The organism is Mycolicibacterium sp. ND9-15, assembly GCF_035918395.1.
Taxonomy (GTDB): Bacteria; Actinomycetota; Actinomycetes; order Mycobacteriales; family Mycobacteriaceae; genus Mycobacterium.
On sequence record NZ_CP142362.1, the window covers coordinates 2,972,738 to 2,996,297 of the forward strand.

Genomic DNA, 23,560 nt, shown 5'->3' on the forward strand with positions numbered 1-23,560 from the left:
ATCCATTCTTCGATCAATCACTTCCGGGCTTGTTCGATCGCCTCGACGATCGCGGCGGGGCTGGCGGGAAGGCGGGTAAGCGTGACCCCGAGGGGTGCCAGGGCATCGTTGATCGCGTTGATCACGGCGGGCGTCGAACCTATCGCGCCCCCCTCGCCGACACCCTTGTACCCGCCGACGCCGGGTCCGGGAATCTCCACGTGCCCGTACTCGATCACGGGCACCTCGGTGGCCGTCGGCAGCAGGTAGTCGACGAACGTACTCGACAGCGGGTTGCCGTCGTCGTCGTAGACCATGTCCTCGAGCAGTGCGCCGCCGATGCCCTGCACGGTCCCGCCGGCGATCTGGCCCTCGACGACGTTGGGGTTGATCATCGGACCGACATCCTCGCTGACGATGTAGCGCGTCAGCGTCACCCGCCCGGTTTCGATGTCGACCTCGCAGGTGCAGGCGTGCGTGGCGTTGGCCCAGTGGATCGGCGCCTGCGAAGTGAACCGTGCGGTTGCCTCCAGCGACGCCGAGACGCCGGGTGGCAACTGCGCAGGCTCGTAGTATGCGCGGTAGGCCAGATCGGCGAAACTCACGCTCTTGTCCGGGTTTCCGGTCACTGCCACCCGCGAGCCGGCCAACTCGACCTCGGACTCGTCGACCTTCAGGCGTGGCGCCGCCATCGCGATGATCTGCCTGCGTAGCATCGCGCCGGCCTCGGCGACCGCACCCGCGGTCATCGGGCCGCTGCGGCTGCCCTGGGTGCCCGCGCCGTATGGGGTGACTGCGGTGTCGCCCTGGATCGTCGAGACGTCGGCGATGTCGGCGCCCAGTGCGTCGGCGGTCAACTGTACGACCGTGGTCTCGAGGCTGTTGCCGGTCGAACCGCCGTTGACATAGACGTTGATCTTGCCCGTCGGCTCCATCCGGATCGTCGCGCCCTCGGAGGCGAGGTGACCCGTTGCGGCGCCGGTCGGTTCGATGTACGCCGAGAACCCCAGTCCGATGTAGCGCCCTTCGCCCAGCGCCTCGGCCTGTTCTTTCCGGAAGCCCTCGTGGTCGAGGATCTTCACGGCCTGCTCGAAGGTGTCGGCGGGCGCGACGTGGTCGTAGGGCATGCCGTTGGGGTTGAAGTACGGCATCTCGTCGCCGCGCAGGATGTTGCGCCGGCGCAGTTCGACCGGGTCGATGTCCAGCTTTCGGGCGGCGATGTCGAAAAGCACTTCGCGAGCCAGCGTTTCGTACTGCCAGGGACCGCGATACGCGTGCAGCCCGGCGGTGTTGGAGAACACCGTCTTGTAGTTGAAGCCGGCCTTCGGCACCCGGTACGGGCCGGGGAAGAACATGCCGACCGCGGCGGTGGTCAGCACCGGGTACGGGGTCGGGTAGGCGCCGACGTCGTAGGTGAAGTCGATGTCGACCGCGAGGATGTTGCCGTCCTCATCAAGAGCCATGCGCGCCATTCCATCCACGTGGCGGGCCTGCCCGGCCGACATCAGGTTCTCGCGGCGGTCCTCGATCCATTTCAGCGGAGAAGAGACTTTACGTGCGGCGAGCATGATGCACATGTCCTCGCGCATCGGCACGACCTTCTGTCCGAAGCCGCCGCCGGTGTCGCGCATGATGACTCGGACGTTGTGCGCCGGAATGCCGAGCAGCCTGGCGCAGAACGCCCGCAACTCGTGCGGTGTCTGCGTCGACGCCCACATGGTCAGCTCTTCGGTCGCCGGCGTCCACTCGACGACCATGCCGCGACACTCGATCGGTACCGGCGCGTGGATCTGCTGATAGACGTTGGCCGAGGCGACGCACGCGGCGTTGGCGAAGGTCTCCTCGTCCGGCGGGGCGCCGCCCATGCCGCCGGCGACGTTGTCGGGGTAGGCCTCATGTACGACCACCGAGGACCCGGCCGCTTTCGTGAAGTCGACGACGGCGGGCAGCGGTTCGTAGTCGACCTCCACCGCGTCGACGGCGTCCTCGGCGAGGTAACGGCTGTCGGCGACGACGAGCGCGACCGGGTCGCCGACGAACTTCACCTCGCCCTCGGCCAGCGGGGGACGCGGCGTGTCGGGAATATCCTTGCCGGCCACCGCGTGCCAGGCCTCTTTGACGTCGGGGTTGAGGTCGTCGGCGATGAACACCGCGTGCACGCCCGGCATGGCCAGCGCCGCCGACGTGTCGATGCTCTTGATCCGGGCCCTCGCGAACGGGCTGCGCACAAAGCAGGCGTGCAGCATTCCCGGCCGCACGACATCGTCGACGAAAGTGCCGCGCCCGGTGAGAAGCCGACTGTCCTCCACGCGCGGGACGCGGGTTCCCGCGTAACGGGTCGCGACCTTCTCCGCTGAAGCAGAAGTCATCGGCTCACCCTTCTTCTCGCCGTGTAAAGAGTGACGTTATCGCATTCGAGAACGACATTTCCATACGTGTTGTCTCACCGCCTGGCTTGCCGGCCGGTCGCGCGGGCGCGACTGCGGTGCTCACCCGCATGCGAGCAACCCGTTAAGCCCGCGTCGCCTCTAGCCATCGTGATGAATACGTCCCTCGGTGTCGCTCAGCGGCTTGCCCCCGCTGCCCCACCTGCGGGCGATGATCTCGGCCGCGATCGACACCGCTGTCTCCTCGGGTGTGCGGGCCCCGAGGTCGAGGCCGATGGGGCTGGCCAGCCGGGCCAGTTGCGCGTCGGTGAGGCCGGCCTCGCGGAGCCGGCTCATCCGGTCCTCGTGCGTGCGCCGTGATCCCATCACCCCGAGGTAGCCGACTTCGGGCAGACCCAGCGCGACCTGCAGCACCGGCACGTCGAACTTCGGATCGTGGGTGAGCACGCAGATCGCGGTGCGTGAGTCGATCTCCCCCAGTTCGGCTTGTTCGCGAAGGTAGCGGTCGGGCCACATCACGACGACCTCCTCCGCGCCGGGGAAACGCGCGGGTGTGGTGAACACCGGACGGGCGTCGCACACGGTGACCCGATACCCGAGCAGCGCCCCCTGCTGCGCGAGCGCGCCTGCGAAGTCGATCGCCCCGAAGATCAGCATTCGCGGCCGCGGTGCATGGCTGGCGACGAACACCTCCATCCCGGTCTCCTGGCGCTGTCCGTCGAGCCCGTACGACAGCACGGCCGTGCGACCGGCGGCGAGCAGTCCGCGGGCGTCGTCGCTCACGGCCGCGTCGGCACGCGCCGAGCCCAGCGATCCGTCGACCGTGTGCGTGCCGATCACCAACCGGCGCCCGATCCGCGCCGGATCCGGGTGCGCGATGACGGTGGCCACGGCGGTCGGCCGGTGCGCGGCGATGTCCTCGGCCACCGCCTGCAACTGCGGGAAGGTGTCACGTGACATCGGCTCGGCGAAAATGTCGATGATGCCGCCGCATGTGAGCCCGACGGCGAATGCGTCGTCGTCGCTGATGCCGTAGCGCTGCAGTTCGGGACGTCCCGACGAGACGACATCGTTGGCGAGCTCGTAGACGGCGGCCTCGACGCAACCGCCTGACACCGAACCGGCGACCGAGCCGTCCGGGCAGACCACCATGGTGGCGCCGGGCTGGCGCGGCGCCGAGCGGATCGTGCGCACGACGGTGGCCACCCCGGCAGTGCCGCCGGCACGCCACACGGTCAGCAACTCGTCGAGCACCTCGCGCACGCTCGCAGTCTAAGCCCCCGGCGCTGTGCGACCGCTCAGCGTCGGGGGTGGTCGGCGCCGGGTTGCCCCGATTCAGCGGCGATCCATGCTGTAATGGCGGCATCGGATCTATCTGGCGTCTCCCCGGCCCGGCGCGGTTGCTGAAGTTGCCCGCACTGGCGCCGGTTCCCCATGTCTCGGACGGCCGCGTCGTCGAACTCCCCGGCCGGGGATCGACGTACGTCGTCGACACCGGGCCTGCGGACGGGCCGACGTACGTGTTGCTGCACTCGGTGGCGTGCACGGGGTTGATGACGTGGTATCCGGTGTTGGAGGAACTGCGCAAGCTCGGTCGCGTGGTCGTCTTCGACCAGCGCGGTCATGGTCAGGGAATCACCACACCGCGCTTTCTCCTCGAAGATTGCGCCGACGACGTCGCGGCGCTGACCGATGCGCTGGGGATCTCCACCTTCATCCCGGTCGGCTACTCGATGGGGTCGCTGATCGCCCAACTGGTGTGGAAACGCCATCGCGAACGTGTCGACGCGCTGGTGTTGTGTGCCGCCGCCGCTGCCGTCAGTCGCGCGAGCCATGAGCGAGTGGCCACCGGGCTGTTCGCCGCGCTGATCGAGGCGGCCAGTCCTCCGGCGCGCCGTTTCGGGCCCGCGCCGCGGTTGAACCACGGATACCTGCGCGACCATCAGTGGCTACTCGGTCAGGTGCGAAACACTTCGCCCGGCGCGATCACACGGGCGCTGGCCGAGGTGATGCGGTTCGACTCTTCGACGTGGGTCGGCGAGATCGATGCGCCGACGTCGGTGTTGGTGATGACGCGCGACCGCGCTTTCGGGGTGAAACGCCAGCGGTGGCTGGCAAGTGCGATACCCGACGCCGAGACGGTGGAGGTCGACGCCGGCCATGCCGGCTGCACCTTCGCCTCCGACAAGTTCGTCGCCGGTCTGCTTTCGGCCGTCGAGTCGGTGCACCGCCGTATCCCGGAGAATGAGCTTCTGGCTGCTGAAGGCGGTTGACCGGTGTGAAGCGACTCAGCGGCTGGGACGCGTTGCTGCTGTCCAGCGAGACGCCCAATGTGCATCAGCACACGTTGAAGATCGCAGTGGTCGACACGTCGCAGTTCGAGGGAGAGCCCACCTTCGCGGCGTTCGAAGAAACGTTTCGGTCCCGCTTGGGCGACCTCGATCCGTTTCGGTACGAACTCGTGGCCGTACCGCTCAACCTGCACCGCCCGATGTGGCGGGAGGACGCCGAGGTCGACTTCGACTACCACGTGCGACGGGTGACCGTGCCCGCGCCCGGCGGGCGACGGGGCCTGGACGCGTTGATCGGCCAGATCGCCAGCACCCCGCTGGACCGCAGTCGACCGCTATGGCAGCTGTATTACGCCGAAGGCCTCGCCGAGCACCGGGTCGCGGTGATCGGCAAGGTGCACCATGCGTTGGCGGACGGCGTCGCCTCGGCGAACCTGATGGCGCGGGCGATGGAATGGCCGGGCCACGACCATCGCGAGACCCCGCCGAAAGAGGCGGGCGATCCCCCGACCGCGGAAGAGCTGCTGCGCTCCGCGGCTCGAGATCACCTCCGCCAGCTGAAGGAGCTACCCGCAGCCGTCAGGGACGGCGCCGCAGGTGTCTACCGGTTGCAGCGGCGCGCCCGTCGCCGCCGCGGCAACCCCGAACTGGCTCACCTGTTCACCCCACCGCCCACCTTCCTCAACCGAAAGCTTTCCGCCGGGAGGACATTCGCCACCGCGACGCTGTCCTTGGAGGAGGTCAAGGCGACCAGCAAGTATCTCGACGCGACGATCAACGACGTGGTGCTGGCCATCGCCGCAGGGGGGCTGCGTCAACTCCTTGTGGACTACCAGGGACGAGCCGACCAGGCCCTGATCGCGTCCGTGCCCGCGTCGACCGACACGACCACGGACCGGATCACCGGCAACGAGCTGAGCACGATGCTGGTCTCTTTGCCGGTGCAGGTGGACGACCCGCTGGAGCGTCTTCGGCTGATCAGGGCCTCTACCCGGATCGCGAAGGAGGACATCGCGCTGCTCGGGCCCAAGACGGTGGGCAGGTGGCTGAACTACGTGCCGTCCCTGGCGATGCGCGCCACGTTCCGATGGATGTCTCGGCGGGAAGCCCCGAACCAGTTGTTCAACCTGATCGTGTCCAATGTGCCCGGCCCCCGCCAGCGCGGCCGCATCGCCGGGGCAGTGGTCACCGAGATCTATTCGGTGGGTCCGCTGGCCGCGGGAGCCGCGATGAACGTGACCGTGTGGAGTTACGTCGACCAGCTGAACATCTCCGTGCTCTCCGACGATCGGGCCTTCGACGACACCCACGACGCGACCGAGGCGTTCATTTCGGCGTTCGGCGAGCTTCGCCGGGCCGCGAGCCTGCCAGAAGCGACCACCGACCTTGCTACTGCGCTGCCGCGGGCCAGGCCGGATCGAATTCGATCGGCAGCGCGGCCGGACCGGTGATGCCGACCAGCGGCTTCCACACCGCGGGTCCGGCGCGGCGAATGTTGCGCATCCGGCGGCTCATCACGACCAGGGCTTCGGCGAGTTCCCGGCGCGCGAGGTTGGCTCCCAGGCAGTAATGCGCACCGGCGCCGAAGGTCTGCATCGGTGCCGCGCCTTGGCGCGTGATGTCCAAGCGGTCCGGGTCCTGGTAGGCGGCGGGATCGCGGTTGCCACTGGCGGTGTTGACCAACACGAACGTGCCGGCCGGAATGATCACGCCTTCGTACTCGACGTCTTCCATGGTCATCCGCATCGCGCCGAAGACGACCGGGTAGAACCGCATCAGCTCTTCGACCGCGGACATCGCGAGTTCCGGACGCTGTGCCAGGAGCTCCCACTGCTCCGGGTGGTCGCACAACACGTCGACCGCGGCGGCGAGTTGGTTGCGGGTGGTGTCGGTGCCCGCCATCAGGATCCCGGCGGCGAGCATCCGCAGCTCCTCGATCGCCAGCCGGTCGCCGTCGTCCTCGGCGCGGATCAGCTCGGAGATCAGGTCGTCGGTGAGCGATTTGCGGCGTTCGGCGACCATGCCGTCGACGTAGTCGTCCAGCTCCGCCCACGCGGTCAGGACCGCCTGCTCGTGTTCGGCGGCGTTCCACTGGAAGAGCTTGAAGAAGTCGTCGGCCCACTCGGAGAACAGCTTCCAATCCTCGCTCGGGGCGCCGAGCAGCTCGGCGATCACCGGCACCGGATACGGCCGGGCGATGTCTTCGACGACCTCGCAGCGGCCGTCGGCCAGCAATGGGTCGACCAGCCGGCTGATGATCTCGGTAATCGTCGTGTCCAGCCGCCCGACCGCGCGCGGTGTGAACGCCTTGGACACCAACCGCCGCAGCCGGGAATGGGTTTCGCCGTTGACGCTGAGCAGGGTCGAGGCGGCGCGGTCCCACAGCGGCCCGGACGTGATGCCCTGGGCCTCCAGGCCAAGCCCCTGCGGTACGCACATCCGGTGGTCGCGCAGCGCGGTCCGGGCCAATTCGTAGGTCAGCAGTTCGGGGCCGTGCGCCCCCATCGCGATCGGGCCCGCGTTGCGCGCCTCGGCGAGCCGCCGATGGGCCTCGTGGGCGCTGGCCGCGTCCTCGTAGGACACGCTCGGCACGTCGGCCTCGTAGACGGTCGGGCGCTGCCGGTCCATAAGGGCCGTGCTGACGGTCGGGCTCATGGTGACCTCCTCGGCGTGACGACACTTCGATGTTCGGTCCCGCCGAGGGAAGCGGACTAGCGTAGGTGACTACTCCAGTCCGGAAACGAGGCGCGATGCGTAGAGCGTGGGCGTGCGCGACGGCGGCGACCGTCGTCGTGGCATGGCCGATGTCCGGGTCGGCCGCTGCCTCACCGGAGCAACCGGTGCCGCCGGTGTCCGACGCGGCCCGCGCGGCGGGTCTGGTCGACGTGCGCAGCGCCGTGCCCGACGCGGTGATCGACCTGCGGTACGCGACGACGGACAACTTCGTCGGCGAGCAGATGTATCCCGCGGACGCGCGATGTCTGGTCGACGGGTCGATGGCGCCGCGGTTGTCCGCGGCCGCCGCCAGGTTGCGCCCCGGTGGTGAGGCGTTGGTCTTCTGGGACTGCTACCGGCCGCACGACGTGCAGGTGCGGATGTATGAGGCGGTCGCCGATCCCGGCTGGGTGGCGCGACCCGGTCCCTACGCCCGCAGCCACGAGGCGGGGCTCTCGGTCGACGTGACGCTGACCCGCGAGGGCGCCCTCGTCGACATGGGCACCGGCTTCGACGAGTTCACACCGCGTGCGAACGCGTATGCCACCGAGGGAGTCAGCAGCGCCGCGCAGGCGAACCGTGCGCGGCTACGGGACGCGATGGCGGCGCGTGGGCTCAGCGTCTACGACGGCGAGTGGTGGCATTTCGACGCGCCGGGCGCGTATGCGCAACACCCGATCCTCGATGCGCCGGTGAACTAGCGTCAGGCGGCCGTCGGGTGGGCAGTGACGGCTTGGCAGTAGGCGCACAGGTCCGGCCCGAGTGTCGGGTATCCACATCCGCCGCAGACGGCGACGGCGGCGGACTCAGTTGCTTCGGGCATGTCGAATATCTACCCCCTCGCAGCCGAATCAATCCCAGATTTGGGACAGATTTGCGTCAGCGAGTTCGCCCGCGGGATGGTCGAGTCAGATGATCGGCGGGTCGTGGCGCCGCTGGAGACGCAGCCACATGTAGCCGTAAGGCTCCAGGCCGAGATCGATGCGGCCGTCAGCGTCCAGTTCGTGCTCGGCGAGCCCGCACAGCAGGTCGACGAGCCGGCACTCCGGGGCATCATCGAGCTGAATCGGCACGATGACCGCTTCGGCGCCGAAGTTGTGCAGCGCGACCATCGTCCAGCCCGACTGCTCCCGGCAGACGTGTGCCAACACAGCGGGATTGGGTTGCCGGAGGATCTCGGGGGTCGACCAGCCGATCTCCGGTTGGGACCGGTAGGTGTAGATGAGATTGCGCATGAACCACCAGAACGACTGGTGGTCGTGGCGCTGGCCCGCGGCGTTGACGCGCTCGGGGCCGTACATGCCGTCGGGAAGAGCCCGCGTCAGGCGTCGGTTCGGGGCGACGGAGAAGCCGCCGTTCGCGCCGCTCGTCCACTGCATCGGCGTGCGCACGGCGAGCCTACCCGGCACGTCGAGGTTCTCGGCCATTCCGATCTCCTCGCCGTAGAACAGCACCGGGGTCCCCGGTAACGAGAACATCAGCGAGTAGGCCATGCGCATCCGCCGCTGGTCGCCACCGAGCATGGACGGCAGCCGCCGGCGCAGCCCGCGCCCGTAAAGCTGCATCTTTCGATCCGGGCCGAAAGCCTCGAAAACCTCCTGGCGCTCCTCGTCGCTCAGCTTGTCGAGCGTGAGCTCGTCATGGTTGCGTATGAAGTTGGCCCACTGGCTGGTGATGTCGAGCGCCGGTCGCTTCTCGAGCGCCTTGGTGATCGGGCCGGCGTCGCCCCGGGCCATCGAGAGATAGAGGTTCTGCATCGCGGTGAAGTCGAACTGCATGTTGAGCCCGTCGCCGTCAGGACCGCCGAAGAATGTCTTCTGGTCCCGGTAGGGAACATTGACCTCGCCGAGCAGGACGGCGTCACCGACGCGGCGGGTGACGAAATTGCGGACGTCGCCGAGGTACTCGTAAGGATCGAACACCCCTGGATCGCCCGGTGCCCCGTCGCGGGCGAACAGGAACGGTACGGCGTCGACCCGGAAGCCGGCGACCCCCAGCTCGAGCCAGAAGCCGAGTACCCGCGAGATCTCCTCCTGGACAAGAGGATTGGCGATGTTCAGGTCGGGCTGGTGCTTGAGGAAGTGATGCAGGTACCACTGGCCCGTCTTCGGTTCACGCTCCCAGAGACTGTCTTCCTGATCGGGGAAGACGACGTCTCTGCGGCTGGACCTGGGCTCGGTCGCGCTCCACACGTAGTAATCGCGGTAGGGATCATCGGTGCTGCGGCGGGCGGACTTGAACCACGGGTGACGGTCGGAGGTGTGGTTCATGACGAAGTCGACGACCACGCGGATACCCTTCGACATGGCGGTGCGCACGAGCTCGACGAAATCACCGTGGGTGCCGAGCCGCGGGTCGACGCCGAAGAAGTCGGTGATGTCGTAGCCGTCGTCGACCCGGCCGGTCGGGTAGAAGGGCATGAGCCACAGGCATGTCACGCCGAGGTCGGCCAGGTACTCGATGCGCTCGGTCATGCCGCGGATGTCGCCGCAGCCGTCGCCGTTCCAGTCGTAGAAGGTCTCGATGTCGGCGCAGTAGAAAACGGCGTTCTTCCACCACAGGTCGCCGGTCTCGATTTTTCTCACGAGGTGACTTCCTTCGGATTCAGTTGTGGCAGAACATGTTCGCCGAACGTGTCGATGAACTGGCTCTGCTGCTGCCCGACGAAGTGCAGATACAGCTCATCCCACCCCTGTTCGATGTCCTCGCGCAGCCACTCGGCGTGCTGACCCACCTCGCTCGAGACTCGCACCGACTGGCGGACATGTTCGGGCGAGACCTTCTCGCCGACAACGTCGAACGCCTCGACAGTCTCGATGTCCCAGCAGACCGGCGGGTCGAAGACGTTGGTGCGCCACTGGTCGTGAGCGACGGTGAGCGCCTCATCCTCCGAAGGCGCCCAGCTGAGGTGGATCTGCAGGCGCGCGGGTCCGCGACCACCGGCGTCGCGGTACGCCCGAAGAACCTTCTGCAGTGCCTCCCTCGACTGGTTCACGGTGACCAGGCCGTCCGCCCAGGCGGCGTGCCGGGCGGCCGTTTCGGGGGTGACCGCCGGACCGACGAGATCGGGACCGGTTTCGGGGCGCGTCCACAGGCGCGCCCGATTGACGTGGACCAAGCCCGCGTGGTTGACCTCTTCTCCGCGGAGCAGTCGCCTGATGACGTCGACGCACTCGACGAGGCGCTGGTCACGGACCTCCTTGCGGGGCCATTCGGCGCCGGTGATCCGCTCGTTGGACGCCTCACCAGAGCCGAGCGCCGCCCAGATCCGGCCCGGGAACATCTGCGCCAGCGTCGCGATCGCCTGGGCGACGATCGCCGGGTGGTAACGCTGCCCCGGAGCGGTGACGACACCGAACGGCAACTCGGTCGTGGCGAGCGCCGCACCGAGGAAGGACCATGCGAAACCGGATTCGCCCTGCCGCTCACTCCAGGGGCTGAAGTGGTCCGACGACATCGCCGCGGTGAATCCCGCCTGCTCGGCATGTCGCACGTCGCGAAGCAACTGGGCGGGATCGATCTGCTCGTGGGAGCAATGGAAACCGACGACCGTCATGAGGTACGAGTACCCGTTCTCCTGGCTCTTACGTGAACGTCACTGCTGCGCGGTAGGTTCGCCACGTGACCGAGCTGATGAACCGCCAGATCGTGTTGCGCCGCAGACCCACCGGGCTGGTTCAGCCGGACGACACCGAGCTGGTCACCGTTCCCGCGCCGGAGCCCGCGGACGGGGAGGCGTTGGTGCGGACGACCTACATCGGCATCGACGCCGCCGCTCGTACCTGGCTGAACGACCAGCCGGGGTATCTGCCTCCGGTGCAGCTCGGTGAGGTCGTGCGCGCGGCGGGCATCGGCGAGGTGGTCGCAACGCGCTGCGACGCGTACGCCGTCGGGGACGTGGTGACGACGCTGACCGGCTTCCAGGATTACGTCATCTGCCGTGACGACGTCTTCACCACGCCGGTGCCCGGTCCCGACGTCGACCAACTCGCGGTGATGTCGGTGTACGGCCCGACGGGCGCGACGGCGTATTTCGGGATGGTCGGCATCGGCAAGCCGCAGCCGGGGGAGACCGTCGTGGTGTCCGCGGCGGCGGGCGCCACCGGTTCGGTCGCGGGCCAGATCGCCAAGATCGCCGGCGCCCGGGTGGTGGGTATCGCGGGTGGACCGGCGAAATGCCGGGCCGTCGTGGAGGATTTCGGGTTCGACGCGTGCATCGACTATCGCGAAGGAAATTTGCCGGCGGCGCTGAAGCAGCACTGCCCCAACGGCGTCGACGTGTACTTCGACAACGTCGGGGGGCCGATCCTCGACGCGGTGCTCGGCCGGCTGGCCCACAAGGCCAGGGTGGTGTTGTGCGGCGTCATTTCGAGCTACCTCACAGGTGAGCATCCCGGCCCGGCCAACTACGTCAACCTGCTGTCGAAGACCGCCCTGATGCAGGGGTTCAACGCGCTCGACGAATGGGGGCGTTTCGAGGAGGCGTTCGGGCCGCTGCGCCAATGGGCGCAGGAGGGGCGACTGGTGCACCGTCAGACGATCTTCGAGGGCATCGAGTCTTGTGTGGAAGCGATGAACGGCCTGTTCACCGGTGCGAACATCGGCAAGATGCTAGTCAAGATCAGCGAGCCGAGCAGCGGCGAAGTCTCGTCGTGAAACTGTTGGTTGGGTGCGAATCAAAGCGGGTATGACGAACGTCGCAATCGGCTGACACACACGTAAAGGAGTGGTCGCATGGGCGCTCGTCGAATCGCTCGGATGCTCGGTTTCGTCGTGCCGTTGGCGGCGCTCGTCGGCGCACCGGTTCCCCTCGCGGCGGCCCAACCTCCGCCGGCCACGCCGCCGGGATGTCCGGACGTGCAGGTGGTGTTTGCGCGCGGCACCGGCGAACCACCCGGCGTCGGTGGGGTCGGGCAGTCCTTCGTCGACGCGGTGCGCGCACAGGCCGCACCGCGTTCGGTCGACGTCTACGCGGTCAACTATCCCGCGGGCAGCGACTTCAACAACCGGATTCAGTTCGCCCGCACGGTCGTCGACGGCATCCGCGACGCGGGCACCAAGGTCGAGTCGACGGCGGCGGCCTGTCCCGACACCCGGATCGTCCTCGGCGGGTTCTCGCAGGGCGCGGCCGTCGCGGGGTACGTCACTTCGGCCGAGATTCCGCCGGAGATTCCGGCCGAGTACCGGGAGTTCATTCCGGACCCGATGCCGACCGAGGTGGCCGACCATGTCGCCGCGGTGGTGCTGTTCGGGCGGCCATCGACACGGTTCCTGCAGGACATCGGCGCACCGCCGATCGTGATCGGCCCGTCGTATGCGGGCAAGACCCTCGATCTGTGCGCCGACGGCGACACGATATGCGACGGCGCCGGCGTCGGCGGGCCGAGCTTCGCACACAACGCGTACGGCTTCAACGGGCAGACCAAGGAGGGTGCGGCGTACGTGGTGGCCCGGTTGGATCCGGCAGCCTCGCCCGCGCCGGCGACCGGGGTGATACCCGGCCTGTCACCCGCGTCCGCGGCTGCCGGCTGAGCGGCCGCCGGCGCGATCTGCCACTCTCGAGTGGTGGACCAGGACGTGTACGACAAGGGTCGCGAGATCCGCACGGCGGTGCTCGGCGAGGCCTATGTGCAGAAGGCGGCGGGCAGCGCGGACGACTTCACCGGGCCGTTTCAAGATCTGGTGACCGAGTACTGCTGGGGAGCGGTGTGGGGACGCGAAGGCCTGCCCCGCAAAACCCGAAGCATGCTCAACCTTGCGATGCTGGCGGTGTTGAACCGTCCCGACGAGTTGGGCACGCACGTCAGGGGCGCGCTCACCAATGGCGTGACGCGCGAGGAGATTCGCGAAATCTTCATGCAGGTCGCCGTCTATGCGGGTGTCCCCGCCGCGGTGGAGGCCTTCCGTACCGCGCGCGCAGCCTTCGACACCGCCGAATAGCAGTAGCCGTCAGATGGACATCGGCTTCATCGGTCTGGGCCACATGGGATTCCCGATGGCGGCTCGCCTGCGCGCGGCTGGGCATCGGGTGGTCGTGTCCGACGCCCGCCCCGAGGCGGTCGGCAAGGCGGTCGAAGCGGGCGCAGAGCCGGCCGCGTCGGCGCGCGAAGTCGCCGATCGTGTCGCGACGGTGCTGGCCAGCCTGCCGACCCCTCGGGCCTCGGAGTCCGTGGCCGCCGAGGTCGCGCTCGGCGGCACCGCCGAACGTTTCGTCGACATGTCGACAGTGGGGAGCCAAGCGGCGCAGCGGAACAGCGCGCTCCTCGCCGAACGGGGGATCGCCGCGCTAGACAGCCCGGTCAGCGGCGGCGTACACGGGGCCGAGGCGGGCACACTGGCCGTCATGGTGTCGGGCCCGCGGGTCCACTACGAGGCCTGTCGGCCGATCTTCGAAACCATCGGCCGGGCAACCTTCGTCGGCGAGAAACCCGGTGCGGCACAGACGATGAAACTCGTCAACAACATGATCGCGGCGACGGCGTTAGCGGTCACCGCCGAAGGGATGGTGGCCGGCGTCAAGGCAGGTCTCGACGCCCGGGTGATGATCGACGTTCTCAACGCGGGGTCGGGTGGCACCCATGCCAGTCGGGACAAGTTCCCGCGGGCCGTCCTGCCCCGGACCTTCGACTACGGGTTCGCGACCGGGCTGATGGTCAAGGACATCCGGCTGTACATCGAGGAGGCGAAGGCGCTGGGTCTTTCGACCGAACTCGCCGACGCCGTCGCGCGGGTGTGGGAATCGACGCTGGCGAGCCAAGGCGCCGACTCGGACTTCACCACGGTGGTGAAACCGATCGAAGCCGCCGCGGGTGTCGTGGTCGAAGGTTGAGCCGGGAGCCCCGGCGGTAGAGTTCCTCGGGTGAACACGCCGAAGTCACGCGCGCGCTGGGTGCGCGGCGGGCTGGTCGGTGCGTGTTCTGCCGTCTTGACCGCGACCGCGCACACGCTCGCCGGTGGCGAGCTTCCCCGCGGATCGGCGCTGATCGTCGTCATGCTCGTGTGCGCGACCGCTGGCGCCGTGGTCGCGCGGCCCCCGCTCGACGGTCGCCATGCACGCTTCGTGGGCGTGACCGGCGCCCTGAGCCTCGCGCAGAGCCTGGGCCACCTGACGTTCGTCGTCGCGGGCGGCCACGTCCACTCGGCCGCTGCCTTCGGACTCACACCCGCGATGGCCGCCGTCCACGTCGGCGCCGCGGCGGTCCTGGGAGCGGCGATCGCGGCCGTCGAATACCTCTACGTCGTCTGCGTATCGGTGCTGCGGTGGCTGCGGATCTTCGCCACCCTCGGCTTGCGGCCACGGGTGCGCAGGCTGCACCGTGCCGTCAAAACCGTTGTCGCCGAGTCGGTCCTGGTCACCTACGGGATCGGTATGCGTGCCCCGCCGGCGAGGTTCGCGTCGGCGATATAAGCCCGTCGCCTCATCGAATTCGCCGCGCCTGCGTGACGCGGCATCTCTGACGTATCCCGTCACCTCGATCTCGGCCCGCTGAGCTTGCTCGCGTGCCGCCGGCCAAAGGTTCGCCATTCATGACAACGACCCCGACCCTCAGCACGCCTGCACGCCGGCGTGGCCTGCGCCCACTCCTGCTTCGATTGCATTTCTACGCCGGCGTTTTCGTCGGCCCGTTCATCTTGATCGCCACCTTCACCGGCCTGCTGTACGCGGTGATTCCCCAGCTCGATGACGCGGTCTACCGCCACGAGCTCACCGTCGACCACGTCGGCGAGCAACGGCTTTCGTTGGCCGAGCAGATTCGGGCCGTGCGTGCCGCGCACCCCGAGGGGACGGTGGAGAGTATTCGGCCACCCGCGGCCGCCGACGAGACGACGCGCATCACGCTCGCCGTCGACGACGTGCCACCCGACTACGCGCGGACCGTCTTCGTCGACCCGTACACCGGTGAGGTCCGCGGCGCGCTGACCACTTACGGCCAGTGGATGCCGCTGCGTGCGTGGTTCGACGAACTGCACCGCAACCTGCACCTCGACGCGGTCGGCCGCAACTACAGCGAGCTAGCGGCGAGCTGGTTGTGGGTGATCGCGCTGGCCGGTTTGACGCTGTGGTACCTCCACCGCCGCGACACGAAGAAACTAAACCGCATCGCGGTCCCGGACCGTGACAAGAAAGACCGGCGCCGCACCCTGTCCTGGCATGGCGCAGTGGGGGTTTGGATCATCGTGGCCCTTCTCGGGCTGTCGGTGACGGGTATCACCTGGTCGCGGTACGGAGGTGAGACGGTCAACTTGCTACAGGAACGGCTGAACACTGCCGCGCCGTCGGTGGACACCACGCTGATCCCGAGCAGGAACGACACCTCGGGTGGTCATCAGCATGGGGGACCCTCCGCTCTGGGCGGCGACGCTTCACTGCACGGTGCGGATACGGCGCTGCACGCGGCCCGCGAGGCGGGTCTGTCCGGACCGATGTGGATGTATCCCCCGGCCGGCCACGACCAAGGCTGGGAGATCGCGGAGAACAAGCGTGACTGGCCCACTCGGTACGACGCGGTCTCCGTGCACCCCGATTCCGGGGCCATCACCGACCGGGTGAATCAGGCCGACTGGCCGTTCTTGGCCAAACTCACCAACTGGGCGATCGACGCCCATATGGGCGTGTTGTTCGGCATCGCGAATCAGATCGCACTGGCGATCACCGCGATCGGGTTGATCACGGTCGTCGTTCGCGGCTATCGCATGTGGTGGCAACGCAGGCCGACCAGGGGATCGGCATGGGCGGTCGGCCGACCGCCGCTGCGGGGCACGTTTCGCGGTCTGCATCCCGCCGCCATCACGTTGCTCGTAACCGTTGCGCTCACGCTCGGCTGGGCGCTGCCGCTGTTCGGGCTCAGCCTCGCGGCGTTCGTGGTCGTCGATCTGCTGATCGGAGCAGTCAAGAAACGGAAGGGAATCGATGTCTGACAACAGAATTCGTAGAACTACCTGTCTCGTCGGGGTGGCTGCGGCGATCGCTGCCGCGGGTTGCACAACCCAGGCGCAGCACGACGACGAGCCGATGGCGTCGTCGGTCACCATCGCCGATCAGTGGGCCAGCTCGGCGGAGACCGGCATGGCCGCGGTGTTCGGCACATTCACCAACACCGGACACCACGACGCCCGCGCCGTCTCGGGAAGCTCGGACGTGGCGGGCCGGGTCGAAGTGCACGAGGTCGCGGCCGACGCCACCGGTGTCAAGTCCATGCGTCCCAAGGAGGGGGGCCTGACCATTCCTGCCGACGGCTCACACGCGTTGGTGCCGGGCGGCGACCACCTGATGTTGATGGACCTCAAGCAGCCGCTGCCGCCGGGGTCGGAGGTCACGCTGACCGTTGAATTCGAGGACGGGTCGACACTGCCGGTGACCGCCCAGGTGCGTGACTTCGCCGGGGCCGACGAGGATTACCAGCCTTCCATTGGCGCGTCCGCGCCGCACCACGATCATGGCTGAGCAGGCAGCCGGCAGTCGGCTCCGGCTCAACCGGCGGCGCCTTCTAGCGGGAAGCGCCGCCGCGGTGGCGGCCGGGGCGACGCTGACTCACAGCGGCATCGCCCAATCCGCGATCACGCCGAGACCCTTCGACCGTGCCGTCGAACCGTTTCACGGTAGGCATCAGGCGGGCGTCGCCACGCCGCCACAGGCGCACGCCCTGTTCATCGCGCTCGACCTCGAGCCGCAGCCTCGGCGCAGCCCGCGGGAGACGCTGGCGGCCGTGCTCAGACTGTGGACGTCCGACGCCGAGCGGCTGACTCAAGGCACACCCGCGCTCGCCGACACCGAACCCGAACTGGCGCACCGGCCGGCCAGGCTCACCGTCACGGTCGGTGTCGGCCCTGGCCTTTTCGACCGGGTCGGGCTCGCGCACCGGCGCCCGCGGTCCGTCGCCGAACCGCCGTTGTTCGCCACCGACCGGCTGGAGCCGCAGTGGTGTGGAGGTGACCTCCTGTTGCAGATCTGCGCCGACGACCCGATCACCGTCGCGCACACCAGCCGGGTGCTGCTGAAGAACGTCCGCGCCATGACCCGGCGGCGTTGGCGGCAGAACGGATTCCGCAATGCGGTCGGCCCCGGTCAAGGCGGCATGCGCAACTTGATGGGCCAGATCGACGGCACCGCCAACATCACCGACAGTGCGGGCTTCGATCTGCACGTCTGGGACCACGGCGACGATCAGCCGTGGTTCGCCGGAGGCACGACCTTGGTGCTGCGCCGGATCCGCGCGGAGATGGACACCTGGGACGAACTCGACCGGACCAGCAAGGAGCTCGCCGTCGGCCGTCGCCTCGACTCCGGCGCGCCGTTGACCGGGGCCCGGGAAGCCGACGAACCGGACTTCGCAGCGACCAGGGACGGCATACCGGTGATTCCGCCGAACGCGCACGTCGCGCTGGCCCGGCCGCACCGCGACGACGAACGATTCCTCCGCCGTCCTTACAACTACGACGACACCCCGCCTGCCGGACGGACCACTGACAGCGGTCTCATTTTTGCTGCGTACCAACGGAATCCGGCCGTGCAATTCACACCGGTGCAACACCGACTCGCGGCCGCCGATGCGCTCAACGAATGGATCACCACGACCGGTTCGGCGACGTTCGCGATCCTGCCCGGGGTCGAATCGGACGGGTACCTCGGCCAGACGCTGTTGTCATAGGCCGTGGCGGCACGAAAGCCGGTAGAGGTAGGCTGGCCGCGCAGCTGGTTTGCCGGCGGCTCACCCTCCGACACGCGGGCGGGACGCCGACATCGAGCGTCGTACGCCCGGTCGGGTACGGCGTGAGAGGGAACCCGGTGGGAATCCGGGACTGTCCCGCAGCGGTATGCAGGAACGACCGCCGTCACCAGCACTGGCCCCGCAGGGGCCGGGAAGCGACGGCCTTTAGGTGCGCGTTCGGTCGCGTGAGCCTGCGAGTCCGAAGACCTGCCGGCCGCACCGGGCGCACCGCGTCCGGTGGTTCATCGCCTCGCGGAATGGGCGTATGACCGAAGCGGCGTGATGCCGTGTCGGTTCTGCGTCGTGGCGATGGCCGTTCCCGCCGTGCCAAAGGACGTGGTCATGACCGCAAGACCGTTCACCGCAACCATCCTCGGATCGCCGCGGGTCGGGCCGAAACGCGAACTCAAACGCGCCGTCGAGAAGTACTGGGCAGGCCGTATGGACCGAACTTCACTCGAGTCCGTGGCCGCAACGCTTCGGCGCGACACCTGGGAGGCGCTCACCGTCGCGGGTCTTGATTCGGTTCCCGTTAACACGTTTTCGTACTACGACCAGGTACTGGACACGGCCGTGATGGTCGGGGCGCTGCCGCCGCGGTTCGCCGACGTGGCTGACGAGCTGGACCGCTACTTCGCGGCGGCGCGCGGCAACGACGAGATCCCGCCGCTGGAGATGACGAAGTGGTTCGACACCAACTACCACTACCTGGTGCCCGAAATCGGCGCCGGCCTCCACTTCGGTCTCAACGCGGCGAAGGTGCTCGGTGAGCTCGACGAGGCGCGCGCACAGAAAGTTCCGGCTCGTCCGGTGATCGTCGGGCCGATCACGTTCCTCGCCTTGAGCAAGGCGGTGGACGGCGGGCCCGCGCCGATCCAGCGGCTGCCCGAACTGGTCGTCGTGTACGGCGAGCTACTTCGGCTGCTTGGCGACCGCGGTGTGGAGTGGGTTCAGCTGGACGAGCCCGTACTGGTGACCGACGTGCTGGACAACGCAGCGGAACTGACAGAAGAGACCTACGGGTTGCTCGGCCGCCTGGCGAATCGCCCGGCGGTCTTCGTCTCCACCTACTTCGGCGAGCTCACCGACGCGCTGCCCGCGCTGGCGCGCACACCGGTCGAGGCGATCGGTGTCGACCTGGTCGGTGGCGGCCTGTCCGCGCTGGCGGCGATACCGGAGTTGGCCGACAAACTACTGGTAGCCGGCGTCGTCGACGGGCGCAACATCTGGCGCACAGACCTCGAAGCCGCATTGGGCAGACTGACCATGCTGTCCGGATGCGCGGGCCACGTAGCGGTGTCGACGTCGTGCTCGACGCTGCACGTGCCGTACAGCCTCGACGCCGAAGCAGATCTCGATCCGGCGCTGCGCAGTTGGTTGGCATTCGGCTCGGAGAAGGTCGCCGAGGTGGTGGCGCTCGCTCGAGGGCTGCGGGAGGGCCGCGAGGCGATCGCCGACGAGGTCGCCGCATCCGACGCGGCCATCGAGTCGCGGCGGGCGGACCCGCGTCTGAACAACGGCGACGTCCGCTCTCGGATCTCGGCGATCACCGCGTCCGGAGCCCGGCGCGGGCCCGCCGGGAAGCGCCTTGTCGCACAGCAGGCTCGGCTAGAGCTGCCGCCCCTGCCCACCACCACCATCGGGTCGTACCCGCAGACCTCGGCGATCCGGGCGGCACGCGCCGAACTGCGCGCCGGCACCATCGATTTCGCGGAGTACGAGCGCCGGATGAAGGCCGAGATCGCCGACGTCATCAAGCTGCAGGAGGCTCTCGACCTCGATGTGCTCGTGCACGGCGAGCCGGAGCGCAACGACATGGTGCAGTACTTCGCCGAGCAGCTCGACGGGTTCTTCGCTACGCAAAACGGTTGGGTGCAGTCCTACGGCAGCCGGTGCGTGCGGCCGCCGATTCTGTACGGCGACGTGGCCAGGCCCAAGCCGATGACGGTGGATTGGATCACCTATGCGCAGTCGCTCACCAGCAAGCCGGTGAAGGGCATGCTCACCGGTCCCGTCACGATCCTCGCGTGGTCGTTCGTGCGCGACGACCAGCCGCTGCCCGACACGGCGGCACAGGTCGCGCTGGCGATCCGCGACGAGACCGTCGACCTGCAGGCGGCGGGCATCGCGATCATCCAGGTGGACGAACCGGCGCTGCGGGAGCTGTTGCCGCTGCGGGCCAAGGACAAGGAGGCCTACCTGCGCTGGGCGGTCGACGCGTTCCGATTGGCGACCTCTGGCGTCGCGGACTCAACGCAGATCCACACCCATCTGTGTTACTCGGAATTCGGCGAGATCATCGGGGCCATCGCGGACCTCGACGCCGACGTCACCTCCATCGAGGCGGCGCGCTCGCACATGGAGGTGCTTGCCGACCTCAATGCGGCCGGGTTCGGCAACAGCGTCGGCCCGGGTGTGTACGACATCCACTCGCCACGCGTCCCCGGCGTCGAGGAGATGGCCGCGTCCCTGCGCGAAGCATTGAAATCAGTTCCTGCGCAGCGTCTTTGGGTCAACCCCGACTGCGGCCTCAAGACGCGCAGGACCGATGAGGTGACGGCATCGCTGCGAAACCTCGTCGCCGCTGCGCACCAGGTCCGTGTCGGTTAGAAGGGACTGCTGTTCTGCTGCCAGCGGGCTTCTTCCGGGCGGGGACCGAAGCGGCGAGCGTAGTCCTCGTGCATCCACGCATCCTTCTTGCGCTTGATCTCGTCGACCAGGTTCTGGTCGAGACCGTGCTGCGCGAGGCGGTGCCGACGCCAGATCTTGTTGAGCGCCAACGCCATGAGAATCGCCCATAGGTAGATCGGGACAGTCATTTCCAGGTGCACGTACAGCGACGCCGGAAGCAGCCAGAACGGGGCAAGGACCAGCAGCGGAGGTATGGCCATCCGAATCATGTGGCGGCGGAGTGCTCCGGGCCCGGCCAGATCGTGCGCCACCCATTCACGCATGGAGTCGGGAAGGCGGCGCCCATACGAATAGGTGATGTATTGGACGATATTAGGACGGTCGGCGGCCACTAATCCTCCTTGGCTAGTCGGTTGTCGAGCGCACCTGCAGCGAGCGCAGCGGTGTTCACGCGTGTCAATACGGTGCGGAGATGTGCGAGTTCGTCGAGGTCGACACCGAGGCGCTCGACCACGGCCGGCGGGATTTCCAGCGCGCGTCGGCGTAGTCGCTCACCCGCCGGGGTGAGGCGCACGTCGGTGGCCCGCTCGTCGACAGCGCTGCGCGATCGGGTGATCAGACCGAACGACTCGAGGCGCTTGAGCATCGGTGACAGCGTCGCCGAATCCAGCTGCAACGCACCGGCGATCTTCTTGACCGACAGTGGTCTGGTTGCCGTTTCGTCGGCACCCCCGGACTTGTCGTGGGCCCACAAGGCCAGCATCACCAGATACTGGGGATGGGTCAGGCCGAGCGGTTCGAGCAGCGGGCGGTAGATGGCCAGCACCGCGCGGTGGGTGACCGCGAGCGCAAAACAGACCTGTTGCTCGAGAGCGAGTGGGTCAACCTTGGCGGGCGCCGGCGTGGTCACATGTCCAGAGTTGCCAATAGTTAGTGTCCTAGCAATGTACTTCCTGTCACACATCGGCGAAGGGTTCGGTTGCGGACCGATCGGTCGTCCCTTCCGGCATGTCAATGCGAGACGACCCGCCGGCCATCCCGCGAGATGCCGGGCGGGCACCAGGATCGCCACGACGTCGCCGATGAGACCTGACTCGGTGGGATGACGACCTCAAGTATGTTTTGGCTGGTCAGCTAAGGGGTACACCCGCCCGAACAGGTTCAGATCCGCGAGCCGCCTATTCACTTTCTCGAGGGACGGACGTACCCGTGACTGGACCCAGTTCCGACTATTCAGACGTGACCGAGATGTTTCGTCGCCTCAAGACCCTGGAGGAGGGGTCGGTCGCCTATGCGCGCCAGCGCGAACGGATCTGTGAGCGTTGCCTTCCGCTCGCCGATCACATCGCCCGCCGCTATCGGAATCGCGGCGAATCACAGGAAGATCTCGTCCAGGCCGCTCGTGTCGGTCTGGTCAATGCGCTCAATCGGTTCGACGTCGACAATGGGGCAGAGTTCCTGTCCTTCGCCGTCCCCACGATGATGGGCGAGGTCCGCAGGCACTTCCGCGATCACACCTGGGCGGTCAAGGTCCCGCGCACCATCAAAGATCTCCAGATGAGGGTCAACAAGGCAACCGCGAAGTTGGCGCAGGGGCTCGGGCGTGCCCCGACCGCCACCGAAGTCGCGCAGTACTTGGGTGTCGATCGCGAGCAGGTGGTGCAAGCGGCGATAGCCGGCTCCAACTACTCGACGCTCTCCACCGATATTCCGGCGGTACGCGACGACGACTCGGCTTCGATAGGTGACGGGTTCGGCAGCGACGACGCAGGCTTCGACAAGGTGCTCGACGTCGAGACCGTACGACCGTTGATCGCAGCCCTGCCCGAACGGCAGCGCACCGTGCTGACACTGCGCTTCTTCGAGGACATGACGCAGAGTCAGATCGCGGCGGTGATCGGATGCTCGCAAATGCATGTGTCACGCATACTCGCAAAAGCGTTGGAGGCGTTGCGAAGCCAGGTCAAAGAATCCCACCTCGCTGTGGCCGGCTGACCCCGCTCAGAAGATGGCATCGAAATCCGTTCGACCGGCGGATGCGCAAATCGGGCGGTGGGATGCGATGCGGGGTGATAATCGAGAATTCGACAGTGGGGCGGTGGCAACGTGGGTGATCGGGTCTCGATCGTCATTGCTGAGGATTCGCTGCTCGTGCGTGACAGCGTTTCCCGTGCCTTGTCGACCGATCCCCGAGTGGCCGTTGTCGGCGTCGCCGAGGACTACGACTCTGCCGTCGAACTCGTCGACAAGACCGAGCCGACTCTCCTCGTCACCGACATTCGCATGCCGCCCACCTCGACCGACGAAGGCATCCGGTTGGCGCAATGGATGCGCGCGGCGCATCCGGACGTCGGCGTGATCGTGCTGTCGAATTACACCGAACCCCGCTATGCGGCGGGGTTGTTGGAGGGTGGCACGGCGCGCCGCGGTTATCTGTTGAAGGAACGGGTGTCGCACTTCGAGGAACTCCACGACGCAGTGCACCAGGTGGCCGGCGGTGGGACCGTGCTCGATCCTCTGGTGGTCGAGGTGCTGCTGGCCCAGCCTCGATCGGCCCCGGCGTTGAGCCGGTTGACGCCCAGGGAGCGAGAGGTTCTCAGCGAACTCGCGACCGGGTTCTCAAACCGAACGGTGGCGCAGCGACTGGTGCTTTCCCAGCGGGCGGTCGAGAAGCACATCAACTCGATTTTCGCCAAGCTGGAACTGACCGTTGACGACTCGGTCGACAGGCGGGTCAAGGCTGTCCTGATGTTCCTCGATGACCGGGGATCGGTTGATCATGTCGACTGAGCGGCCGCAAAAGGTGGTGTGTACACCATGGTGCGCGGCCACCGAGCCGGGCACGATG

The 23,560-nt window shown here is 67.7% G+C and carries 21 protein-coding genes and 1 riboswitch; of the genes, 14 read left to right on the forward strand and 7 right to left on the reverse strand.

The genetic code is table 11. The features are described 5' to 3' along the window. Window positions 1-17: 17 nt before the first annotated feature. Together QGN32_RS14530 and QGN32_RS14535 are read right to left on the reverse strand one after the other, a co-directional pair. Window positions 18-2,348, reverse strand: a complete 2,331-nt coding sequence (locus tag QGN32_RS14530) for a xanthine dehydrogenase family protein molybdopterin-binding subunit (RefSeq protein ID WP_326545074.1) — start codon at window positions 2,346-2,348, stop codon at window positions 18-20. A gap of 159 nt (window positions 2,349-2,507) precedes the next feature. Continuing rightward, window positions 2,508-3,629: an XdhC family protein gene (locus QGN32_RS14535; RefSeq protein WP_326545075.1), complete on the reverse strand. Its 1,122-nt coding sequence runs from the start codon at window positions 3,627-3,629 to the stop codon at window positions 2,508-2,510. Window positions 3,630-3,775: 146 nt separating this feature from the next. On the opposite strand from QGN32_RS14535, the gene QGN32_RS14540 reads away from it, so the two are divergent. Both QGN32_RS14540 and QGN32_RS14545 read left to right on the forward strand, forming a co-directional pair. After that, window positions 3,776-4,639, forward strand: a complete 864-nt coding sequence (locus QGN32_RS14540) for an alpha/beta fold hydrolase (RefSeq protein WP_326545076.1) — start codon at window positions 3,776-3,778, stop codon at window positions 4,637-4,639. A 5-nt stretch (window positions 4,640-4,644) separates the two neighbouring features. Continuing rightward, window positions 4,645-6,108 (forward strand): WS/DGAT/MGAT family O-acyltransferase, encoded by a 1,464-nt coding sequence (locus QGN32_RS14545; RefSeq protein ID WP_326545077.1) that lies wholly within the window; start codon window positions 4,645-4,647, stop codon window positions 6,106-6,108. Here the strand turns inward: QGN32_RS14545 and QGN32_RS14550 are convergent. Then, window positions 6,047-7,312 carry a cytochrome P450 gene (locus QGN32_RS14550; RefSeq protein ID WP_326545078.1) on the reverse strand — a complete coding sequence of 422 codons (1,266 nt, stop codon included), beginning with the start codon at window positions 7,310-7,312 and terminating at the stop codon, window positions 6,047-6,049. The genes QGN32_RS14545 and QGN32_RS14550 overlap by 62 nt on opposite strands. A 95-nt stretch (window positions 7,313-7,407) precedes the next feature. On the opposite strand from QGN32_RS14550, the gene QGN32_RS14555 reads away from it, so the two are divergent. Beyond that, complete coding sequence (locus tag QGN32_RS14555; protein WP_326545079.1) at window positions 7,408-8,073, forward strand: M15 family metallopeptidase; 666 nt, start codon at window positions 7,408-7,410, stop codon at window positions 8,071-8,073. A gap of 207 nt (window positions 8,074-8,280) precedes the next feature. Here QGN32_RS14555 and QGN32_RS14560 read toward each other — a convergent pair whose 3' ends face one another. After that, window positions 8,281-9,957, reverse strand: a complete 1,677-nt coding sequence (locus QGN32_RS14560; protein ID WP_326545080.1) for an alpha-amylase family protein — start codon at window positions 9,955-9,957, stop codon at window positions 8,281-8,283. Further along, on the reverse strand, window positions 9,954-10,928 hold the full coding sequence (locus QGN32_RS14565; RefSeq protein ID WP_326545081.1) for a TIGR03885 family FMN-dependent LLM class oxidoreductase: 975 nt from the start codon (window positions 10,926-10,928) through the stop codon (window positions 9,954-9,956). Before QGN32_RS14565 ends, QGN32_RS14560 begins: the two co-directional genes overlap by 4 nt. Before the next feature lie 65 nt (window positions 10,929-10,993). On the opposite strand from QGN32_RS14565, the gene QGN32_RS14570 reads away from it, so the two are divergent. The 9 genes from QGN32_RS14570 to metE all read left to right on the forward strand — a co-directional run bounded on the left by QGN32_RS14570 (window position 10,994) and on the right by metE (window position 20,691). Then, complete coding sequence (locus QGN32_RS14570; protein ID WP_326545082.1) at window positions 10,994-12,028, forward strand: NADP-dependent oxidoreductase; 1,035 nt, start codon at window positions 10,994-10,996, stop codon at window positions 12,026-12,028. Window positions 12,029-12,106: 78 nt separating this feature from the next. Continuing rightward, complete coding sequence (locus QGN32_RS14575) at window positions 12,107-12,904, forward strand: cutinase family protein (RefSeq protein WP_326545083.1); 798 nt, start codon at window positions 12,107-12,109, stop codon at window positions 12,902-12,904. A gap of 33 nt (window positions 12,905-12,937) precedes the next feature. Further along, window positions 12,938-13,312: a carboxymuconolactone decarboxylase family protein gene (locus tag QGN32_RS14580; protein WP_326545084.1), complete on the forward strand. Its 375-nt coding sequence runs from the start codon at window positions 12,938-12,940 to the stop codon at window positions 13,310-13,312. A gap of 13 nt (window positions 13,313-13,325) precedes the next feature. After that, window positions 13,326-14,201 (forward strand): NAD(P)-dependent oxidoreductase, encoded by an 876-nt coding sequence (locus tag QGN32_RS14585; RefSeq protein ID WP_326545085.1) that lies wholly within the window; start codon window positions 13,326-13,328, stop codon window positions 14,199-14,201. A 30-nt stretch (window positions 14,202-14,231) separates the two neighbouring features. Beyond that, window positions 14,232-14,780 (forward strand): hypothetical protein, encoded by a 549-nt coding sequence (locus QGN32_RS14590; RefSeq protein WP_326545086.1) that lies wholly within the window; start codon window positions 14,232-14,234, stop codon window positions 14,778-14,780. Between the two features lie 119 nt (window positions 14,781-14,899). Continuing rightward, complete coding sequence (locus QGN32_RS14595; protein WP_326545087.1) at window positions 14,900-16,291, forward strand: PepSY-associated TM helix domain-containing protein; 1,392 nt, start codon at window positions 14,900-14,902, stop codon at window positions 16,289-16,291. Beyond that, window positions 16,284-16,817 (forward strand): copper chaperone PCu(A)C, encoded by a 534-nt coding sequence (locus QGN32_RS14600; protein WP_326545088.1) that lies wholly within the window; start codon window positions 16,284-16,286, stop codon window positions 16,815-16,817. The genes QGN32_RS14595 and QGN32_RS14600 overlap by 8 nt, the downstream gene beginning before the upstream one ends. Beyond that, complete coding sequence (locus QGN32_RS14605; RefSeq protein WP_326545089.1) at window positions 16,810-18,021, forward strand: Dyp-type peroxidase; 1,212 nt, start codon at window positions 16,810-16,812, stop codon at window positions 18,019-18,021. The genes QGN32_RS14600 and QGN32_RS14605 overlap by 8 nt, the downstream gene beginning before the upstream one ends. A gap of 91 nt (window positions 18,022-18,112) precedes the next feature. After that, a riboswitch (cobalamin riboswitch) is annotated at window positions 18,113-18,310 on the forward strand. Between the two features lie 113 nt (window positions 18,311-18,423). Continuing rightward, window positions 18,424-20,691 carry a 5-methyltetrahydropteroyltriglutamate--homocysteine S-methyltransferase gene (gene metE / locus QGN32_RS14610; RefSeq protein ID WP_326545090.1) on the forward strand — a complete coding sequence of 756 codons (2,268 nt, stop codon included), beginning with the start codon at window positions 18,424-18,426 and terminating at the stop codon, window positions 20,689-20,691. Here metE and QGN32_RS14615 read toward each other — a convergent pair. Together QGN32_RS14615 and QGN32_RS14620 are read right to left on the reverse strand one after the other, a co-directional pair. Beyond that, on the reverse strand, window positions 20,688-21,104 hold the full coding sequence (locus QGN32_RS14615) for a DUF5313 domain-containing protein (protein WP_326545091.1): 417 nt from the start codon (window positions 21,102-21,104) through the stop codon (window positions 20,688-20,690). The two genes, metE and QGN32_RS14615, sit on opposite strands and share 4 nt — an antisense overlap. After that, window positions 21,104-21,622, reverse strand: coding sequence for a MarR family winged helix-turn-helix transcriptional regulator (locus QGN32_RS14620; protein WP_326545092.1), 519 nt, complete (start codon window positions 21,620-21,622; stop codon window positions 21,104-21,106). Before QGN32_RS14620 ends, QGN32_RS14615 begins: the two co-directional genes overlap by 1 nt. Window positions 21,623-21,960: 338 nt before the next feature. Between QGN32_RS14620 and QGN32_RS14625 the strand changes: the two genes are divergently transcribed. Together QGN32_RS14625 and QGN32_RS14630 are read left to right on the forward strand one after the other, a co-directional pair. After that, window positions 21,961-22,707: a SigB/SigF/SigG family RNA polymerase sigma factor gene (locus QGN32_RS14625; RefSeq protein WP_326549078.1), complete on the forward strand. Its 747-nt coding sequence runs from the start codon at window positions 21,961-21,963 to the stop codon at window positions 22,705-22,707. A gap of 111 nt (window positions 22,708-22,818) precedes the next feature. After that, window positions 22,819-23,502 carry a response regulator gene (locus QGN32_RS14630; RefSeq protein ID WP_326545093.1) on the forward strand — a complete coding sequence of 228 codons (684 nt, stop codon included), beginning with the start codon at window positions 22,819-22,821 and terminating at the stop codon, window positions 23,500-23,502. Window positions 23,503-23,560: the final 58 nt, after the last annotated feature.

What these genes read in the sequence shown, in the direction of transcription:
- QGN32_RS14530 (WP_326545074.1), bottom strand. Translation starts at nt 2,348, where the DNA reads ATGACTTCTGCTTCAGCGGAGAAGGTCGCGACCCGTTACGCGGGAACC.
- QGN32_RS14565 (WP_326545081.1), bottom strand. Translation starts at nt 10,928, where the DNA reads ATGACGGTCGTCGGTTTCCATTGCTCCCACGAGCAGATCGATCCCGCC.
- metE (WP_326545090.1), top strand. Translation starts at nt 18,424, where the DNA reads ATGACCGCAAGACCGTTCACCGCAACCATCCTCGGATCGCCGCGGGTC.
- QGN32_RS14585 (WP_326545085.1), top strand. Translation starts at nt 13,326, where the DNA reads ATGGACATCGGCTTCATCGGTCTGGGCCACATGGGATTCCCGATGGCG.
- QGN32_RS14595 (WP_326545087.1), top strand. Translation starts at nt 14,900, where the DNA reads ATGACAACGACCCCGACCCTCAGCACGCCTGCACGCCGGCGTGGCCTG.
- QGN32_RS14600 (WP_326545088.1), top strand. Translation starts at nt 16,284, where the DNA reads ATGTCTGACAACAGAATTCGTAGAACTACCTGTCTCGTCGGGGTGGCT.
- QGN32_RS14555 (WP_326545079.1), top strand. Translation starts at nt 7,408, where the DNA reads ATGCGTAGAGCGTGGGCGTGCGCGACGGCGGCGACCGTCGTCGTGGCA.
- QGN32_RS14605 (WP_326545089.1), top strand. Translation starts at nt 16,810, where the DNA reads ATGGCTGAGCAGGCAGCCGGCAGTCGGCTCCGGCTCAACCGGCGGCGC.
- QGN32_RS14575 (WP_326545083.1), top strand. Translation starts at nt 12,107, where the DNA reads ATGGGCGCTCGTCGAATCGCTCGGATGCTCGGTTTCGTCGTGCCGTTG.
- QGN32_RS14625 (WP_326549078.1), top strand. Translation starts at nt 21,961, where the DNA reads ATGTTTCGTCGCCTCAAGACCCTGGAGGAGGGGTCGGTCGCCTATGCG.
- QGN32_RS14550 (WP_326545078.1), bottom strand. Translation starts at nt 7,312, where the DNA reads ATGAGCCCGACCGTCAGCACGGCCCTTATGGACCGGCAGCGCCCGACC.